Below are 17,600 nucleotides of genomic sequence, written 5' to 3' on the forward strand. Positions count from 1 at the left end.
ATCCCCCGTTCGTAAATAGTCCGATTTGTCTGACATATCACATGTCCGCGACAAGGCTTCGCGGGGCACTATCCGCTTGCCATCGGGCCATTCGCATGCACCGCGCCCCAGGGAAAACGGACGCGACGGACAGACGTTACAGCGCATTTTCGTATTAGTAAACGGTATTAGTTGCGTTCGATGGCGACCGCGCCGGCGGTGACGCCGTTGGCTTTGCCGAGAACGCAAGGGTTTGGCGCAAAAGGGATAATCGGCTCATATGCTGTGATTTTAAGCTGCCCGAGCCCCTTAGCCAGTAGACCGGTCGCCTGCTAATAGATATAAGTCAGCCGATATTTCTATAAACCGGCGCGGCCTTGATGGTCGCCGGGCAGGCCGGACAGGCCGGGGAACACGAACAGCATGAGTGAGACCACCGATATCGCGACGGCAAGGCGCCGCAAGGCGCCGGTGAAGCCCAAGGGCCGGGTCACCATGACCGACATTGCGCGCGCCGCCGGCTGCTCGCAGGCGACTGTTTCCTTCGTGCTCAACAATTCGCCTGGCATAAAACTGTCGCGGCAGACGCGCGAGCGGGTGATCGAGGCGGCGCGCGCGCTGGGCTATAGTGCGCCGGCCTTTTCGGCACTGAAGGCGCCGGCCAGCGCCTTCGACGGGCTGGACGGGGTGATCGGCTTCGCCGTCGACCAGCTCGCCACCAGCCCGGAAGCCGTCGTCGCCATCGAGGGCGCGCGCCAGGCCTCGTGGAACGCCGGCAACGTGCTTCTGGTGGCGCAGACCATGGGCGACGCCGTGATGGAGCCGCGCGCCATAGAGGCGCTGACCAGGCGGGGCATTTCGGCGCTGATCTACATGACCATCTTCACCCGCGAGATCACGGCGCCCGACTTCCTCTACAGCCTCGACATCCCGGTGATCCTGCTCAACTGCTACACGTCGGATTACGCCTTCCCCGCCGTGGTGCCCTCCGAGATCGCCGGCGGCCAGAGCTCCACCCGGCACTTGATCAGCCACGGCCACCGCCGCATCGCCACCATCACCGGCGAGCCCTGGATGCAGGCGGCGCAGGACCGCCTGAAAGGCTACCGCCGCGCTCTTGCCACTGCCGACATCCCTTTCGATCCCGAACTGGTGGTCGAGGGCGACTGGTCGGCAAGTGCCGGCTATGCCGCGACCGTCAAGCTCCTGGCGCTGAAGGACCGCCCGACCGCCATCTTCTGCCAGAACGACCGCACCGCGATCGGCTGCTACGAAGCGCTGAAGGAAGCCGGCCTGCACATCCCGCAGGACATCTCCGTGGTCGGCTACGACGACGAGGAAATCGCCAGGCATCTGTTCCCGCCGCTGACCACCTCGATCCTGCCGCATATGGCGATGGGCCAATGGGCGATCGAACAGCTCGAAGCGCCAGCGACGGTGGGACGGGGGCGCTATCCCATCACCAAGCTGGAATGTCCGCTGGTGGAGAGGGAGAGCGTGCGGGCCGTGGCAGGCTGACCGACCCGGCCGACAAGGCAAGCATTTGGGCGATGAAAACCGGCGCCGCGAGCGCCGGCAGGCCACGGACTTTCCCGTCGGACTTTCCCGCTGCCGGGGCCAGCCAGGCATGCCCTTTCAATTGGCACAGCAAGCGGTCGGGCCGCCGGCCCCGAGGCCGCGAAGGCGTGAAAAATGCCGGCCAGCGACGCCGCGAGAGCCCGATTGCGCCAAGATTCGAGGACATTTGTTCCAAGCGCGGCGTGTTGGTTGAACAGATTGGGTTGCAGGCATAGCCTTGCGTCGTCCACCGGGGCTCGCCTCGAGCTTGCGGGGGCAACAGGCGGCGGATCGCGGCGTGCCGCTGATCGAGGAGACGAACATGCAGCTCGAACAATCCCTTGCCGGCATGCGCCGGCGCGACCTTCTCAAAATGATCGGCATTACGGCGGGCAGCGCCGCAATGTACCAGGCCATGACCAGCATGGGGCTGGCGGCAGAGTCCGATTACAAGGGACCGATCAAGCTCGAAGGCGACCCGAAGGGCGCTTCGGTGCTCGTCCTGGGCGCCGGCCTGGCCGGCATGCTGGCGGCCTTGGAACTGCGCCAGGCCGGCTACAAGGTGAAGATCCTCGAATACAATGCCCGCGCCGGCGGCCGCAACTGGACGATACGCGGCGGCGACACCGTTACCGAACTCGGCGGCTACACGCAGAAATGCGAGTTCGACGAGGGGCTCTACCTCAATCCCGGCCCCTGGCGCATCCCTTACCATCACAACGGGCTGTTGGCCTACTGCCGGAGGCTCGGGGTGACGCTGGAGCCGTTCCAGCAGACCAATCACAACGCCCTGCTGCACTCGACCGAGGCCTTCGGCGGCAAGCCCAAGCGCGTGCGCGAGATCGAGACCGACTTCAAGGGCCACACTTCGGAGCTGCTGGCCAAGGTGGCCAAGAAGGGCCAGTTGGAAGGGCTCGTCTCCAAGGAGGACCAGGAGGTGCTGCTCGAGGCGCTGCAGTCCTGGGGCGCGCTGGACAAGGACTACAGCTACAAATCCAGCCTCGCGACCGCCGAATTCCGCGGCTACGAGAAGGAGCCGGGCGGCGGCATCGGCGCCGAGCCGGTGGCGGGTCAGATCATCGGCGCGTCCGACGTGCTGAATTCGCGCCTGTGGGGCAGCCTCGCCAACTTCTCGCTCTACGAATTCCAGACCACCATGTTCCAGCCGGTCGGCGGCATGGGCAGGATCGGCGAAGCCTTCGCCAAGCAGGTCGGCGACCTCATCACCTACAATGCCAAGGTCACCAAGATCGCCCAGAACGACAAGGGCGTGACGGTGACCTATGAGGACGCGAAAAGCCCCGGAACCGCCCAGGAAGCCAGCGCCGACTGGTGCGTGTGCACCATTCCGCTCACCATCCTCAGCCAGATCGAAATCCAGGTCGGCGGCGCCATGCAGGCGGCGATCGGGGCGGTGCCCTATGCGTCCTCGGTCAAGGTCGGCCTGCAGATGAAGCGCCGTTTCTGGGAGGAGGACGAATCGATCTTCGGCGGCGTCAGCTACACCAACCTGCCGATCTCGCAGATCTCCTACCCCAGCACCGGCTTCAACGCCGGCGGCAAGGGCGTGCTGCTCGGCTGCTACACATGGAACGGACCGAACTCCTACGAATTCACCGCCATGACCCCGCAGGAGCGCGTGCAGAAGGCGGTGGAATACGGCGCGCAGCTCCACCCGCAATACAAGCAGGAGTTCGAGACCGGCGTTTCCTGGGCATGGCACCGCTCGCCCTTCACCCTTGGCTGCGCGGGCGACTGGACCGAAGAGGCGCGCAAGGAGCATTACGACAATCTGTGCCAGATCGACGGCCGCATCGTGCTGGCCGGCGAGCATGCCTCCTACATTCCCGCCTGGCAGGAGGGCGCGATCCTGTCCTCGCTCAACGCCATCACCCGCCTGCACCAGCGCGTCATGCAGGGATGAGGCCATGCCGATTCCTTCGTTCACCCCGTATCCCGCGAGGCATCCCATCATGAGCAGCTCCTTCAAAAGACCCTGCGGTCTCATCGCCGCCATGGCTGCCGCCATGGCGTTCACGGCTCCCGGCGCGTTCGCCGATTCGGCCGGCGTCACGTTCAGCCAGGGCGATACTTTCACCGAAAAGGACGGCGCGGCGCTCTATGCCAATGTCTGCGCCGCCTGCCACCTGGACAAGGGGCAAGGCGCGGTCGGCGCCGGCCACTATCCGGCGCTGGCCAAGAACAAGAACCTGGAGACCGGCGGCTATCCCGTAAGCCTCGTCCTGCACGGGCAAAACGGCATGCCGCCGGTGGGGCAGATGATGAGCGACGACCAGGTCGCGGCCGTGGTCAACTATGTCAGGACGCATTTCGGCAACGACTACAAGGATGCCGTGACGGCGCAGGACGTGAAGGATGTCCGCTGAGTGGCGGATGTCGCCCGCACATGCGGCAACGCAAACCGCGCGGCGGGCATTCCGGCGCTCGCCGCCCTCTCGAATGGAAGGAAACGGGTCATGAAATCATCGATCGGGAAATCATGGATCGGGGCCGCCGTGCTGGCGGCGGGAATGCTGGCCGCCGGCGCGGCCTTGGCCGACGACGTCGTTCGCCACAAGATTCCGAATTCGGATTTTCCGATCCTGCGCGCCGTCGAGGTGCCGGCCGGCAAGACCACGGTCTATCTCAGCGGCGCCGTGCCGTCGGTCATCGACGAGAAGGCGGACAAGGCGACGGTCGCCGCCTATGGCGACACCGAGGCCCAGACCGGCTCGGTGCTGAAGTCGATCGACAAGACGCTGGCCGATCTCGGCCTGAAGATGGGCGACGTCGTCAAGATGCAGGTCTTCCTGGTCGGCGATCCCGCCAAGGGCGGCAAGATGGATTTCGCCGGTTTCATGAAAGGCTACACGAAGTTTTTCGGGACCAAGGACCAGCCGAACCTGCCGACGCGTTCGGTGGTGCAGGTCGCGGGCCTTGCCGGCCCCGGCTTCCTGGTCGAAATCGAAGTGACCGCCGTGCGGCCCTGAAGCCGGGGCGTTCGGCCAGCCCGTCGAGCCAGGATGCCGAACGGGCTGGCGAGGCGCGGATCTGGCGGGCCGCGAACCGGGGCGGCTGAAGCGGCCTCGCTCGCCCAGGCACCCACCGAAAGGCGGAGCCGGGCGATGTTGACCCGCCAGTGAGGGCTAAACCGCGCGGAGCCCACGCCCATGCACTAGCCATTCGTCGAAGGCAGGTTGCGGGATCGCGGACGGAAAACCGCCTCACGCTTTTCCCGGAATTGCCCTAGCCTCGCCTCTTCAGCGCAGGGAGAGCGAGATGACCTCAAGTTTCACCGTTCATGACGCCAGCGGATATGAGCAGCTCATGGGCCGCTGGAGCCGCAAGCTCGCGCCCAAATTCATCGACTTCGCCGGGCTTGCCCGCGGCGAAAAGATCCTCGACGTCGGCTGCGGCACCGGCAGCCTGACATTCGAGCTGGCCAAATCCGCCGACCTCGCGGCGATCGCGGCAATCGACTTTTCGCCCGTCTTCGTCGAGGCGGCGAAGCGGCGCAACACCGACCCGCGCATCGAGATCCAGCAAGCCGACGCCACCGCCTTGCCGTTCGCCGACGATGGTTTCGACCGCGCGCTGGCGCTGCTCGTGCTCCACTTCGTGCCGGAGGCCGGCAAGGCGGTGGGCGAGATGCGCCGCGTGGTGCGGCCGGGCGGCGTGGTGGCGGCCGTCGTGTGGGATCATCTCGGTGGCATGCCCGGCATGCGCATGATGATCGACACGGTGGCCGCGCTCAGCGAAGGCGGACGCCAGATGCGCAGCCGCTATTGCTTCCAGCCGATGATGCAGCCGGGCGAAATGAAGCGGACTTTTGTCGAGCAGGACCTGGCCGACGTGACCGAAACCGAGCTGATGATCCGCATGGACTACCGGGACTTCGACGACTATTGGGCGCCGATAGCGGCCGGCGAAGGCCCGCTCGGCAAATACATGATGACGCTCGATCCAGCCGAGCGGACGCGCAGCGAGGCCGCCGTCCGCGATGCCTATGAGGCCGGCCGGCCGGATGGCGCGCGGTCGTTTGCGAACGTTGCCTGGGCTTGCAGGGGCGTGGTGCGGTAAGGGCGCCGAAGAACCGCCCATCCGCCATCTGCCGCCCAGGCCGGTCTCCATGAAGACGCACCGGCGCTATTGCGGCAGACCGGCGGCCTGCAGCGCCTCGCCGAGGCATTGCGCGACCGCCGGGGCGCAATGTACGGCGGCGAACTGCCGACCGTAGCGAAACGTCGGATGCAGCTCACGCACCCGCGCCGCTGCCGCCATCGCCTCGTCCAGCCGGCCGAGCTTGGCCAAGGCGGCGGCCAGTTGCACATAGGTGATGCTGTGGGCGGGATTGGCCTGCACCGACCTGTATGCGGCACGGCAGGCCTCGTCATAGCGGCCGCGCAGCAGATGGCTCATCGCCTGCGCGTCGAAGGCGGCGAAGGCCCAGGGGTCGAAGGGGCTGAGCCGCATCCCGCGCTCGCTCCACGCGATGGCCTGCTCCGCTTCGCCGCTCCAGCCGAGGATGACGCTGCCCAGAATGTAGGTCAGGGCGGATGACGGGCTGACGGCAAGCGCGGCTTCCAGGGCGGTGAAGGCGGCCTTGCGGTCATGTCCATCCATGCCGATCGAAAACCCCGCAAGGGTAAGCGCGGCCGCGTCGTCCTGTCCGTGCAGGATGGCCAGCCGGGCATGGCGTACCGAAGCCTCGCGATCGGCTTCCTGCAAGCCGGCGCGAAGGAACAGGCAATGATGGCACATGGCGGCATTGCCGTGGGCAAGCGCATAGGTCGGCTCGAGTTCGATGGCGCGTTCGAGCAGCACGAGCGCCTGCGCCACCCGTTCGGGCATGCCGGAACCCACGTCCGGCTGGGCGCGCAGCACGAGGTCGTAGGCATCGAGACTGTCGGGGCGCTTGCGCCTCACCCTCTCGATTTCGACGCGCCGCAGGCTGGGCGCGATCGCGCCGACGGCCGCCAGCGCGATCTCATCCTGGAGCGCGAAAATATCGGCGGAGGCGCGGTCGAAGCGCTCGGCCCATATGTGGGCGCCGGTCGAGGTGTCGATCATCTGGCCGGTGACGCGCACGCTGCCGCCGGCCCTGCGCACGCTGCCTTCGAGCACATAGTGGACGCCGAGCTCGCGGCCGACCTGCTTCACGTCCACCGCGCGCCCCTTATAGGTGAAGGAGGAGTTGCGCGCGATGACGAACAGCCAGTTGATGCGCGCCAGGCCGGTGGTGATGTCGTCGACGATGCCGTCGGCGAAATAGTCCTGCTCCGGATCACCGCTCAGGTTCGAGAACGGCAGAACCGCGATCGAAGGCTTGCCGGGCCATGTCAGCGTTGCCGCCTCGGGGCCGAGACCACCGATCGCGACCTCGGGCCCGACATAGCGATAGCCGTGCCGCGGCAGCGTCTCGATCCAGCTTCCGCCGCCGGCCGCGCTCTCCAGCATGCGCCTGGCCGCCGCGATCTGCACCGTCAGATTGCTGTCCTCGATCGCTTGCCCCGGCCATGCGGCGTCGATCAGCGCCTGCTTGGGAACCGGCTTGCCCGTGCGTTCGACAAGCAGCGCCAGCAGCGCGACGGCCCGTTGGCCGAGTGGCGTCGGCTGGTCGCCGTGGAACAGGATCCCGGCTTCGCCGTCGATGCGAAAGGGGCCAAAGGCGAGGCTTGTTGCCATTCCCGAAGGAGATACCGTTTGCAATCTTTTCGCAATGATTTCGCAACGGCTTCACGACTGGCCGGCTCGATCGAGGCATCCTGTGCCGGTGGCTGCGGGAAAAGCAGCGAACCGATGGAGGATCAAATGAGCGCCGCACCTGTCATCCGGATGCCCGACGAGACCAAGGGGGTCATGCTGCGTGGCCAGCCGATGGTGTTTCTCGTCACCGGCGGGGATACCAGACACACGAGCATGTTCGACTGGACCATACCGGCCGGCTTCGCCACCGGCCTGCATGTCCATCGCGTGCAGGAAGAGACCTTCTATGTGCTTGACGGCGAATGTGTCTGGTACGTGGGCGGAAAGGTGATCCGGGCGACGCCGGGCACCTTCCTGTTCATTCCGCCCGGCGTGCAGCACAACATCACCAATGTCGGCGAAAAACCGGCCCGCGTGCTGATGACCGTCTCGCCGCCCGGGCATGAGCACTATTTCGAAGATCTTGCGAGGCTCGCCGCAAAGGGCTCCCCGGATCCGAAGGCGCTCGCCGAACTGCGGAACCGCTACGACACCGACCAGCTCTCCACGTTGACGGCGAGTGCGGTGCAAGTACGGTTCAGCTGATTACTTGCCAATGGGTGCGTGATAGGCGAATGGCTGGCGATCGAAGCTGGCAAATAGGCAGTCCGTTCAGCGGAGGATCGGTGGATCGTCAGTGTTCGTGGTACGTGCGCTGAAGCCTTCTCGACGATGTGGTAAGCGCGTAGCGAGATGACGCCATCACTCGCGCGCTTCCTACGCGTGAACAGTGATTATTTGGTGTCTGCCACGACGACATGGTCGCTCATTGACCATCCGAGCCGCAGCATCGCGCCCTCGACAGCCTTCTGTCGGGTGGACAGATCGGCGGTATGCAAAGCCATCGTTTCATTGCCGGCCAGCCGCAGCACAATGCGTGCATGGGTGCCAAGGAACATCACATCTTCGACCTGTCCTTCCAGAACGAGATCGCTTTTCGTTCCGTCACCGGCAAGGCTTAGTTTTTCGGGGCGTATGATCACCACAACCGCTCCGTCCTCTCCCTTGTCCGGGAAAGCCGGTCCCGCGTCGAGCGTCACGCGACCGCCGGTCCGATAGCCTGTAAGCAAATTGGCATCGCCTATGAAGGTAGCCACGAAGCGATTGCAAGGCAGGGAGTAGATCTCGTCCGGCGAACCCTCCTGGACGATAATACCGGATTCCATGACAGCAATGCGGTTGGCCAGCGCCATGGCTTCGGTTTGATCATGTGTGACGAAGACGAAGGTCCCACCGATCTCGCGATGAATGCGGCGCAGTTCTTCCTGCATCGTCTGCCGCAATTTCAGGTCGAGCGCCGCCAGCGGCTCGTCAAGAAGCAGGATCTTCGGCCGCATGACGAGCGCTCGCGCCAAGGCGACACGCTGCTGCTGTCCGCCGGAAAGCGCCGTCACGTTGCGTTCCGCAAGTCCGCTGAGCCTTACCAGGCCGATTATCTCCCGGCAGCGGGCGTCGGCCTCCGCCTTGGCCACTCCCGCCACACGCAATCCATAGCCGACATTCTGGAGAACAGTCATATGCGGGAACAGGCCGTATCCCTGAAATACCATGTTTGTAGGACGACGTTCCGGGCCGGTATGGGTAATGTCCGTTCCGCCGATCTCGATCCTGCCTTCGGTGGGCTGTTCGAAACCGGCTATCATGCGCAGCAACGTCGTCTTGCCGCAGCCCGACGGGCCGAGAAGTGCAAAGAAATCTCCGGACCGGACATCGACATCGGTCGGCCCTACCGCCGTCATCGCCCCGAACCGCTTCGTCACGCCACGCAGGCTCAGCAATGGTGGTTCCTTTGCGATGGCGGAGGCTCCATTTTCGCCGGCCGAGGCCTGCGGGGTCATATCCATGCGGAATTCTCCATCACCGAGATGACGTCTTCGGGGCGCTCGACCACCCGCCCGAAATTCATGGCAAAGGATTTGAGCGTCGCCATGTGCATCTCTTCGTCGTGATCGGCGAGCGCATCCGAAACCAGAACGCAGTCGTAGCCCCGGTCGGCGGCATCCAGCGCGGTGAGCGCAACGCAAGCACTGGTGACCACGCCCGTTATGATGAGGCGCGAAATGCCATTATACCGGAAAATATCGTCCAGCCCGCTTCCGTTGAACGCTCCATTCGTCGTTTTCCTCACCACCGTCTCGCCAGCAAGCGGCATGAGTTCTTCCAGAATGGCGAAGTCCGGATTTCCCGACCACCACAGGTCATGGACGCCTGATCTCTCTTCTATTGCGCGGGTCCAGTCGCGGAACCGCTTTGGGCAATCGCGGAGATCTCGGTGCTCGGAACCGAGCGTCAGATGAAAGACCTGCATATGGTTGCGGCGAAAATAGTCGAGTATCCGGCTGATGGCGGGGATCGTCGTGCGCGTCAGTCGGTCCGCATAGTAGCGCATCGAGCCGGGGCTGATCCGCTCCATGGCAAGCGACAGGCCGCGATCCGGCGCGGCATCGTGATACTGCATGTCTATGACCAGCAGGCCTATTTGCGCACGGTCCGACAGGTCAACGGGAGGCACTAGGTCCGTGTATGCGCTTTGATTCAATTTGATACTCCTGTGAGCCACCGCCAGGTGAGCCTTGCATGGTCGAAGCGGATGTCACTCAGCCGCGGTACTTGGAAAGTCGCAGGGCTACGACCGTGAAGCCGACGGTTACGATGAGAATGATGGAGGCAAGGGCGTTTATGCTCGGATTGAACGACGTCCTCAACATCCCCCAGGTCAAGGTAGGAAGCGTCAATCCGCCGCCTATGGTGAAATAGGTGATGATGAAATCGTCGAGCGAAAGCGCCATGGCAATGAGCGCGGCGCCGATCAAGCTCGAACGGATGATGGGCAGTGTTATGTTGAAGAAGGCGCGAACAGGGCCCGCGCCAAGATCTCGGGCGCTTTCAAGGAGTTGGATCGGGAATGCACGCATCCGTGCATGCATGATAAGGATGACGAAGGGTTGCGTGAAAACGAGCTGACTGAGTATCACCGTCACGAAGCCGAGCCGGATATCGAGGGCGGAGAATGTGGTGGCAAGAGCCAATGCCAACACCAGGGGCGGCAACATCAGGGGAAGGATCAGAAGCACCAGTCCGGTGTCGGTTGTTCGGCTCTTGAATTCCGCAATCGAAAACGCCGCCGCCGTGCCGATCACAAGCGATAGTCCGCCAACCCAGCCGGTGATCACGAGGCTGTTTGTGGCCGCTACATAGAAATCGGGCTTGGCAAACAGCGCTTTGTACCAGCCAAGCGTCGGCACGCCCAAGGGAAAGGTAGCATGAGCATTATTGCCGAAGGAGAGCAGCACCACAAGCACAAGCGGCGCAAGCATGAAGATCACCAATGCCGTTCCGAAGAGCAGCCAGCCTGGGGAAAAAGAGGTCTTCATCGCGTTGCCAGAATTCGACGCCCGCCTGCCGCAATCAACGCCAGCACGACAAAACAAAGAAAAAGAGTGAGGAAGGTCAGCGCCGATCCCGCCGGCGCGTTGAGCCTATTGATAAATTGACTCGCAACGAAGGTTCCGATCATCGATGTGTGCGGCCCGCCGACAAGACTGGGCGTTACATAGTCACCTATCGAAATCAGGAAGGCGGTGGCGAAGCCTGCAAACAACCCGGTAGCCGTTCGGGGCAAGATGATGTCCACCAGGCGGCGGAAGGGGCCCGCGCCCAGATCCCGCGCCGCCTCGATGTCGATGTCGGCGATGCCACGCAAGGCTCCGTAGATAGGCAACACGGCAAAGGGCAAAAGATAGTGGGTGAGCGTGATCACCACCGAGAACGGATTGTAGAGTAGCCAGGACAAGGGTTTGTCAACAACGCCTGTTGACATCAGCAATTGGTTGACGACCCCGCTTTCACCGAGCATCGTCTTCCAGGCATAGATCTTGACGAGGTAACCGCCGAACAACGTGATGAGCGCCACGAACAGCAACGCGTCGCCGAAGCGGCCTGCCTTGAAGCGGATGAGAAATGCATACGCATATGCGAGGAGCGTCGTAAGCACCGCGATGACGAGAGCAATAATCACCGTTTGGAGGGCCGGGCCCAAATAACTGGAGTACGCTTTGCTGTAATTCGCCAGCGTAAAGACCGGTTCGATCCTGTAGAGCCGAAACGTCCAGAAGCTGACCAGGGCGAAATAGCCGAGCGGCAGCACGAAAAGCGCCAGATATACGCTTGCCGCCGGCGCGATAAGCACTGCCCGTAAGGTTCTCTTCGCCGTCATGGCCTCTCGCGCCTCCCGCGCCTCATTCGGTCGGTCAGGCCTTGAGGATGCGCTCCCAAGCCTCTTGATATTCATCCCAGGTGGCATGGGTGCCGTCGTCGTCGAGATAGTACATCTCCTCGAAAGTTACCTTCTTGGTCAGGAAATCCTCGAGATTGTCGTAGGGATAGGATGCCCGGTTCCAATCGCTGACGAGGGGGATCGCCTCGCTGACCACCACAGGCAGGCCATTGGCATCGGCGCCGGCCTTCTGCCCTTCCGGCGAAAGCGCGTTGTTGATCAGGACATGTGCCGCTTCGATATTCGCGGAGCCGCGTCCGATCGCGTAGCCTTCGATGAAGCTTCCTGTTCCCTCGACAGGGAAGGTCCACTTGATGGGCGCCGCTTTGCCAACCCATGATGCGACCGGTTCGAAGCCCTGGAAGATGACGATCTCCTTACGCGCGGCAAGGTCGGTCAAGTCGCCATAGCTTGATGCGATGGTCCGCAGGTGATTCTTCTTCAATTCGACAAGGAGATCGACCGTCCGGGCCAATTGTTCGCGGGTCATGCGCAAAGCAGTCTTTATACCTGGATTGGCAACTCGTCCCCATACGGACCAGCATGCCGAAATGTCGTCTGGAATTGCGCATTTCCCCTTGAACTCGGGCTTCATCATGTCCTTCCACGACGCCGGCGCGCTCGTCACGACATCTGAATTATACATCAGCGGTGCCGAGCCCCACACGAACGGGGCCGCGTACCAAGTCCCCGCGACAGCCATGTTAGGCTCTGCCATGCGGCGTACGGGTTCCATGATCTTCGCGAAATTTGGTATCTTGGTCAGATCCAGCGCTTCGATAAGGCCCTGGTTCTGCAAGAACGGATCATTGATGAAGTATGGCGTAAGCAGGTCATAGGCACTCGATCCAAGACGCAGCTTCGTCACCATCTCGTCGGCGGACGACGCAAAGGACTTCTGGAGTGTGAGACCGTTCTTGGACGGAAAGCCTCCGCCCTCGAGGTAAGCCTCATAGCCCTGCCAACCGAGAAATGTGACATTTGCATCGGCATGTGCGGAGCGGGAGCCAAATCCCAACCCGAAAGCAGCACCGCCCGCGGCCGCGCCCGTGAGAAAACCACGGCGTGACATGGGAAGAAAGGTCCTGACCTTGATCAGCTCGCTCGCACCGACTTTCTGCATTTTTCTTCCCCATATTTTGGACAGTGGTCTTTTGGCCGCTGCTGGCGACCGGCGCTTTGCCGACAAAGCCAGCATCGGCAAGCACCACATGAATCGCAATGGGGAACGCTTTGCCATCCTTGCGCTCTTTGCTGGTATAACAGCATAAACTCGCGCAACTTTAGACGATTTATGGAGAACGACGATTGGCCAGCGAAGACCTGCCGGAAAACCTCAGGCTGCTGTGCAGCTACTCCAAATCGGTATCGGAGGTCTGTCGGAGGCTCGGCATCAACCGACACCAGTTCCAGAAATATCTCAACGGAACGGCGTTCCCGTCTTTGCGAACATTGCGCAGAATCGGCGATTACTTCGGTGTGGAAGAATCTGAAATCCTGCTCGACACCAAACAGTTCAGCGAGCTGGTCGCGGTCAAGCGGCCGATAATCGACAGCCCTTGGGAAACCCGCAAGCGCATATCGAACCTCCTGTTTCTGGGACCCAGCAACAATGAGAGGTTTCGCAATATAACCGGCTTCTACCACAACCATTTCTGCGCGGCCGAATATCCGGGACGGATTTTGCGCGGACTGGTCCACATCTACAACGACAATGGAGTCATCTTCAGCAAAAACATCGAGCGCAAGCTTCCCCAGCGCGACAGGACAATCCGCAAGTATGATGGACTCCTGGTCAATTCGGCCGACCGGATTATCATGTATGAGCGTGAGGCCTCCGTGGGAAAGATGGCCTGGATTACGATCTATTATCAAGGAGACCGTGACCAGCCTGACATTTTGTTGGGTCTCTCGGTCGGCATTACCGGAACCTTCACGCGAGAGCTGGCATGTTACCGTGTGCTGCTACAAAGGTTGCCGAGTTCTCTGAATTTGCGCACGGCTCTTCGGCAATGTGGTGTATTCGACTTTGGTGATCCCGTCATCGATGAGGACATCCAAGCCCGTGTCCGCAACAAAATGGATGATGAGGATTGGGCTTTTTCGATACAACCCTAAAAACTACCGCACATGGAAAAAACAGTTGCGCGCTATCCCGGCTTTAAAAGAAGCGCAATGTCCGCTTTCAGCGAGCAGCAAGGCTGTCCGCAACGGCCGAAATTGGGCGCATAGCGGTCGTTCATGATGCGTGGCGAAACGACCGTAACGGATCAGATATTCATGTTCGATGCCAACCAGACGAGGCCTGAGGGGTCGAGCAGGGTGTCATTCAACCACAGGGCAGCACGCCGGCCCTGAATCCAATGCGTAGTGGCGATTCGAACACGACCGGCTCAACGTTTGGTGGTGATGCCTCGGATGCCAAGGAGTGGCTTTGCGCTTCCGCAGACTAAAGCGTGTCGCGATTTAAGGGATTCAGGATTCCCTTGATTTGAGTTCGTGATTCATTGCAAGCCGCTACCGCTTGAGTTGCGTCGGCGTGTTGTTGCGTATGTTGATGAGGGGCATGGTCACCGGGAGGCTGCGCGCCATTTCCGCGTTTCACCTCGCTATGCGCGCTCACGGATTTGCCGTTGCAGATGGATGGCCAACACGGGGACTCAGAGTTACTACCTTCGCTCGACCGTATTGATAGTGATGGACACTATGAGGAAGGGAACCTTCAGGTCGTATGCCGGTTTGCCAACCGATGGAAAACCGACGACAAAGACGTTAACTTCAGACGTCTGATCCATGTAGTCAGAGGGAAAAGTTTTGAAGTCGGAGCGTCGCGCGTTTGAACCCTGCAGCTTTTAAGCTGTAAGTCATGCCCTTGCCGAGAGAAGATAGCGATGCTTTGCGGGGAGTTCGATATCTGGCGCAAGACCGGCTACAAGATCCTCTCGTGCGCTAGTCTCCGGTATAACCGGTACCCTGTGTGTCCGGAACGGACCCGATTTCCTTGGCGCACCCGACAGGATTCGAACCTGTGACCTCTGCCTTCGGAGGGCAGCGCTCTATCCAGCTGAGCTACGGGTGCTTCCCGGCGGGCCGGAAAACGAACCGGGTGAACCGGCAAGTCACGGCTTCTTAGCGGAAGCGGGCGCGGGCTTCAACGGGCAATTGGAGATTGGCATTTTCCAAAGGTTCACCTCGCAGGTGGCGTCCTGTCGCGTGCGGCGTTGCCCCTCTCCGTCTCGGCTTCGCCGAGCCACCTCTTCCTCGTCCTTTGCGGGGGCGAGGAACTTGAGCCCCTCACCCGCCCGCCTCACCCTTCACCGCCCGCCTCCTCCGCACCGCGCGCTTCGCCTTCTTCGCGCCGGTCAGCTCATGCATGGCGTCGAGCTGCATCTGCTGCATTTCGGCCAGGCGCGTCCATTGGCGCGAGATGAGGTAGTCCAGTTTTTCGTGCAAATGGCGCACTTCGAGCTCGGCCTTGAGGTTGACGCGGTAGTCGTTGAAGGAGCGCAGGCGGTCTTTCACCTCCTGGCGCTTCTGGCTCATCATGATGATGGGCGCCTGGATGGCGGCGATGCAGGAGAGCAGCAGGTTGAGCAGGATGAAGGGGTAGGGATCGAAGGCGCGGTTCAAGCCCTCGAACAGGTTGATGGCGATCCACACCAGGAGCACGCCGGCGAACGAGATCAGGAACCACCAGCTGCCGCCGAAGGCCGCCATGTTGTCGGAGACGCGGTCGGCGAACGAGCGGTGCTCCTCGAACTCCTCTTCCGAGTTTTCCGAAATCGTGTCCTGCCTGGCGATCGATTCCACGACCTGGCGGTCGAGCTCGGAGAATTCGCCGTGCTCCTGCTGGAGCAGCTCCTCCATGTAGCGCATGCGGTAGCGGCCGAGCTCCTCGCGGCTGATGCGGGCGCCATGCGGCAGGTCGGGATGGTCGGAGCGGATGCGGTCGGCCAGGCTCGGGCGCAGATCGTCGATGCGCACCAGGTCGCGCTTGCGGAATTTGCGGCCCGAGATCGCCGACGGTCTTTTCTTGGGCTTGGCCCGCGAAGCGCCGGGCAAGGCCGGCTCGGAGTCCGGCACCTCCGGCGTGTCGAAATGCTCGTCCGAAGCCCCGTGCAGGTCCTCCCCCGTGGTCGGCGCCTCGAAATATTCGCCGCCGCTGTCATTGTCCGCCTGCTGCTCGGACGCCTTGGGGAGGGTGCTCATGATGCGGGCTCCTGCTGTGGTGGAAGACGATAGACCGATGCGGCGATGCTTAGCCAGCATCGCGGCGATTTGGCATGCCTATGCCACGCCTTGCGGACGATTGCGTGACAGGAAGGGGCAGCGGGCCGCCTTTCGGGGCTCGCCTGGTCGAGAGACATTCGAGGTTGGCGGCGGCTCCATGAAATCGTCATCAACCCCCTGGGGAACCATAACGGGGGCGAAGCTCCGTCGCGGAGCCTGGATCCATTCCATGACATTGGCCTCAGTGGAGCAGAATTGCGAACCGTTGCGGCGCTTGCCGAGTCGCGGCATGGATCCTCGCGCCGCGTCGCTACGCTCCTTGCTCCGCCCGTGGATGACGAAGTGATTGGCCGGCGCCTGGGCGACGGCACAAAAAACCCGCCTTGCGGCGGGTGGCTGGCGCAAATTAGCACCATAGCGAGAATAGTAGCACAGTTGCCTTCACCCTGTCAAGAAAAAATTCCTATCGGGTCAAGTCGACGCCATCGCCCGCTTTCGAGCGACTGCGCCGCCCCTTCACTGTCCTGCCGGACATCTCTCCCCGTAGAACGGGGAGAGGGGCTGTTATCGCCGGTTTCGCCCATCACCAACACTGCAAAAGGGTGCCGAGGTTGCGGTCAGCCTCTTCTCCCCGTCACTATACGGGGAGAAGTGCCCGGCAGGGCGATGAGGGGCGGCACTGACTTCGATAGTTGAGCAAGCTGGTCCGAAGCGAGGCAGCCCCGAAGCTCGCCCGCTCACTGCTGTTCGGCGTACATCACCCTGGTCGGGGCGTCGGCAACCGCCGGCGATAGGTTGCGCTGGATCAGCGCCTCGACATGGTCGTTGCGCTGGCGGGCGCTGTCGGCGCCCATCACCACCACGATCAGTTGGCGGCCGTCGGCTTCGTAGGAGGTGACGATGTTGAAGCCGGAGGCCCTGATATAGCCGGTCTTGATGCCGTTCACGCCGCGCACGCGGCCGAGCATGTCGTTGTGGCCGCGCACCAGCCGGCCGCGGAACATGAAGTCGCTCTCGGAAAAATAGTGGAAATGCTGGGGGAAGCGCTGGTGCAGCGCCATGCCGAGCACCGCCATGTCGCGCGCGCTGGTGACCTGGCCGTCGTCGGGCAGGCCCGAGGCGTTGCGGAAAATGGTGCTGGTCATGCCGAGCTGGCGCGCCTTCGACGTCATCATGGCGGCGAACTCGTCCTCCGAGCCTCCGAGATATTCGCCCACCGCCACCGCCACGTCATTGGCCGACTTGACGACGATGGCGCGGATGGCGGAATCGACGTCGATCGTTTCCCCGCGCCGGAAGCGCATCTTGGTCGGCGGCTGCGAGGCCGCGTGGTCGGAGACCGGGATCTGCGTTTCCTTGGAGACGCGGCCGCTCTCCATTGCCTCGAACAGGAGGTAGAGCGTCATCATCTTGGTCAGCGAGGCCGGATAGCGCTGGGCCCTCGAATTGACCTCGAACAGCTGCTTGCCGCTTCTGATATCGACGACGATGGCCGCGTATTTCTGCGGCGGCGCCGGCACGGCCAGCACAGAGTCCGGCGGTGTCGTGGTCGAGCAGCCCGCAGCCATCAGCAACAGGCCAAGGGCGACGAAAAGTCTCTGGACGAGCGGAAGGCGACGCAAGGGGGACAAGGACAGGTCTGTTCTGGCTAGGCTGTTGCTGAGATGCGGCGAAGCTAACGTAACCCGCCAGCTGCGTCCATTTGGTTAATAGCGGTAGCCCCAGCTTTGTCTGCTTTCGCAAGCTTGCGTTCCAAGGTGATGCAAAATGCCGGTCGCGACGCTTGCGCAACCGGTGGCGAACGGTTCTTGTT

Annotated in this window: 15 protein-coding genes and 1 tRNA gene; 7 read left to right on the top strand and 9 right to left on the bottom strand. The window is 62.4% G+C overall.

All coding sequences use genetic code 11. The features are described from left to right. Positions 1-402: 402 nt before the first annotated feature. The 5 genes from FJ443_RS00580 to FJ443_RS00600 all read left to right on the top strand — a co-directional run bounded on the left by FJ443_RS00580 (position 403) and on the right by FJ443_RS00600 (position 5,616). Positions 403-1,497, top strand: coding sequence for a LacI family DNA-binding transcriptional regulator (locus FJ443_RS00580; RefSeq protein ID WP_181167260.1), 1,095 nt, complete (start codon positions 403-405; stop codon positions 1,495-1,497). A 361-nt stretch (positions 1,498-1,858) separates the two neighbouring features. Continuing rightward, positions 1,859-3,460 carry a flavin monoamine oxidase family protein gene (locus tag FJ443_RS00585; RefSeq protein WP_246681186.1) on the top strand — a complete coding sequence of 534 codons (1,602 nt, stop codon included), beginning with the start codon at positions 1,859-1,861 and terminating at the stop codon, positions 3,458-3,460. Positions 3,461-3,509: 49 nt separating this feature from the next. Then, positions 3,510-3,923: a cytochrome c gene (locus FJ443_RS00590; RefSeq protein ID WP_140517716.1), complete on the top strand. Its 414-nt coding sequence runs from the start codon at positions 3,510-3,512 to the stop codon at positions 3,921-3,923. Between the two features lie 90 nt (positions 3,924-4,013). Further along, positions 4,014-4,526: a RidA family protein gene (locus FJ443_RS00595; protein WP_140524154.1), complete on the top strand. Its 513-nt coding sequence runs from the start codon at positions 4,014-4,016 to the stop codon at positions 4,524-4,526. A gap of 289 nt (positions 4,527-4,815) precedes the next feature. Continuing rightward, on the top strand, positions 4,816-5,616 hold the full coding sequence (locus tag FJ443_RS00600; protein WP_140524156.1) for a class I SAM-dependent methyltransferase: 801 nt from the start codon (positions 4,816-4,818) through the stop codon (positions 5,614-5,616). A gap of 66 nt (positions 5,617-5,682) precedes the next feature. Here FJ443_RS00600 and FJ443_RS00605 read toward each other — a convergent pair whose 3' ends face one another. Continuing rightward, positions 5,683-7,221, bottom strand: a complete 1,539-nt coding sequence (locus FJ443_RS00605; protein ID WP_140662365.1) for a winged helix-turn-helix domain-containing tetratricopeptide repeat protein — start codon at positions 7,219-7,221, stop codon at positions 5,683-5,685. A 126-nt stretch (positions 7,222-7,347) separates the two neighbouring features. On the opposite strand from FJ443_RS00605, the gene FJ443_RS00610 reads away from it, so the two are divergent. Beyond that, positions 7,348-7,827, top strand: coding sequence for a cupin domain-containing protein (locus FJ443_RS00610; protein ID WP_140662367.1), 480 nt, complete (start codon positions 7,348-7,350; stop codon positions 7,825-7,827). 188 nt (positions 7,828-8,015) lie between these two features. Here FJ443_RS00610 and FJ443_RS00615 read toward each other — a convergent pair whose 3' ends face one another. From FJ443_RS00615 to FJ443_RS00635, 5 genes are read right to left on the bottom strand one after another with little or no spacing between them, the layout of a single operon-like run. After that, positions 8,016-9,125, bottom strand: a complete 1,110-nt coding sequence (locus FJ443_RS00615) for an ABC transporter ATP-binding protein (RefSeq protein WP_140554585.1) — start codon at positions 9,123-9,125, stop codon at positions 8,016-8,018. Then, a complete protein-coding gene (locus FJ443_RS00620; protein ID WP_246675807.1) occupies positions 9,116-9,820 on the bottom strand; it encodes an isochorismatase family cysteine hydrolase in 705 nt (234 codons plus the stop codon). The genes FJ443_RS00615 and FJ443_RS00620 overlap by 10 nt, the downstream gene beginning before the upstream one ends. Before the next feature lie 58 nt (positions 9,821-9,878). Then, entirely contained in the window at positions 9,879-10,655 is a 777-nt protein-coding gene (locus tag FJ443_RS00625; protein ID WP_140662370.1) for an ABC transporter permease subunit, read from the bottom strand. Continuing rightward, positions 10,652-11,497, bottom strand: a complete 846-nt coding sequence (locus FJ443_RS00630) for an ABC transporter permease (protein WP_181170852.1) — start codon at positions 11,495-11,497, stop codon at positions 10,652-10,654. Before FJ443_RS00630 ends, FJ443_RS00625 begins: the two co-directional genes overlap by 4 nt. 34 nt (positions 11,498-11,531) lie before the next feature. Beyond that, positions 11,532-12,797 carry an extracellular solute-binding protein gene (locus FJ443_RS00635; RefSeq protein ID WP_140554588.1) on the bottom strand — a complete coding sequence of 422 codons (1,266 nt, stop codon included), beginning with the start codon at positions 12,795-12,797 and terminating at the stop codon, positions 11,532-11,534. A gap of 68 nt (positions 12,798-12,865) precedes the next feature. On the opposite strand from FJ443_RS00635, the gene FJ443_RS00640 reads away from it, so the two are divergent. Continuing rightward, positions 12,866-13,675: a helix-turn-helix transcriptional regulator gene (locus FJ443_RS00640; protein WP_140554589.1), complete on the top strand. Its 810-nt coding sequence runs from the start codon at positions 12,866-12,868 to the stop codon at positions 13,673-13,675. Between the two features lie 884 nt (positions 13,676-14,559). Here FJ443_RS00640 and FJ443_RS00650 read toward each other — a convergent pair. The 3 genes from FJ443_RS00650 to FJ443_RS00660 form a co-directional block, all read right to left on the bottom strand. Next, positions 14,560-14,636 (bottom strand) — tRNA-Arg (locus FJ443_RS00650). Positions 14,637-14,851: 215 nt separating this feature from the next. Continuing rightward, complete coding sequence (locus FJ443_RS00655) at positions 14,852-15,766, bottom strand: DUF1003 domain-containing protein (protein ID WP_140662372.1); 915 nt, start codon at positions 15,764-15,766, stop codon at positions 14,852-14,854. Between the two features lie 758 nt (positions 15,767-16,524). Beyond that, positions 16,525-17,355 (bottom strand): D-alanyl-D-alanine carboxypeptidase family protein, encoded by an 831-nt coding sequence (locus FJ443_RS00660; RefSeq protein ID WP_224681679.1) that lies wholly within the window; start codon positions 17,353-17,355, stop codon positions 16,525-16,527. Positions 17,356-17,600 lie beyond the last annotated feature (245 nt).

The organism is Mesorhizobium sp. B2-6-1, from assembly GCF_006440475.1.
Lineage (GTDB): Bacteria > Pseudomonadota > Alphaproteobacteria > Rhizobiales > Rhizobiaceae > Mesorhizobium.

What these genes read in the sequence shown, in the direction of transcription:
- FJ443_RS00580 (WP_181167260.1), top strand. Translation starts at nt 403, where the DNA reads ATGAGTGAGACCACCGATATCGCGACGGCAAGGCGCCGCAAGGCGCCG.
- FJ443_RS00585 (WP_246681186.1), top strand. Translation starts at nt 1,859, where the DNA reads ATGCAGCTCGAACAATCCCTTGCCGGCATGCGCCGGCGCGACCTTCTC.
- FJ443_RS00590 (WP_140517716.1), top strand. Translation starts at nt 3,510, where the DNA reads ATGAGCAGCTCCTTCAAAAGACCCTGCGGTCTCATCGCCGCCATGGCT.
- FJ443_RS00595 (WP_140524154.1), top strand. Translation starts at nt 4,014, where the DNA reads ATGAAATCATCGATCGGGAAATCATGGATCGGGGCCGCCGTGCTGGCG.
- FJ443_RS00600 (WP_140524156.1), top strand. Translation starts at nt 4,816, where the DNA reads ATGACCTCAAGTTTCACCGTTCATGACGCCAGCGGATATGAGCAGCTC.
- FJ443_RS00605 (WP_140662365.1), bottom strand. Translation starts at nt 7,221, where the DNA reads ATGGCAACAAGCCTCGCCTTTGGCCCCTTTCGCATCGACGGCGAAGCC.
- FJ443_RS00610 (WP_140662367.1), top strand. Translation starts at nt 7,348, where the DNA reads ATGAGCGCCGCACCTGTCATCCGGATGCCCGACGAGACCAAGGGGGTC.
- FJ443_RS00615 (WP_140554585.1), bottom strand. Translation starts at nt 9,125, where the DNA reads ATGGATATGACCCCGCAGGCCTCGGCCGGCGAAAATGGAGCCTCCGCC.
- FJ443_RS00625 (WP_140662370.1), bottom strand. Translation starts at nt 10,655, where the DNA reads ATGAAGACCTCTTTTTCCCCAGGCTGGCTGCTCTTCGGAACGGCATTG.
- FJ443_RS00630 (WP_181170852.1), bottom strand. Translation starts at nt 11,497, where the DNA reads ATGACGGCGAAGAGAACCTTACGGGCAGTGCTTATCGCGCCGGCGGCA.
- FJ443_RS00635 (WP_140554588.1), bottom strand. Translation starts at nt 12,797, where the DNA reads ATGGCAAAGCGTTCCCCATTGCGATTCATGTGGTGCTTGCCGATGCTG.
- FJ443_RS00655 (WP_140662372.1), bottom strand. Translation starts at nt 15,766, where the DNA reads ATGAGCACCCTCCCCAAGGCGTCCGAGCAGCAGGCGGACAATGACAGC.
- FJ443_RS00660 (WP_224681679.1), bottom strand. Translation starts at nt 17,355, where the DNA reads ATGGCTGCGGGCTGCTCGACCACGACACCGCCGGACTCTGTGCTGGCC.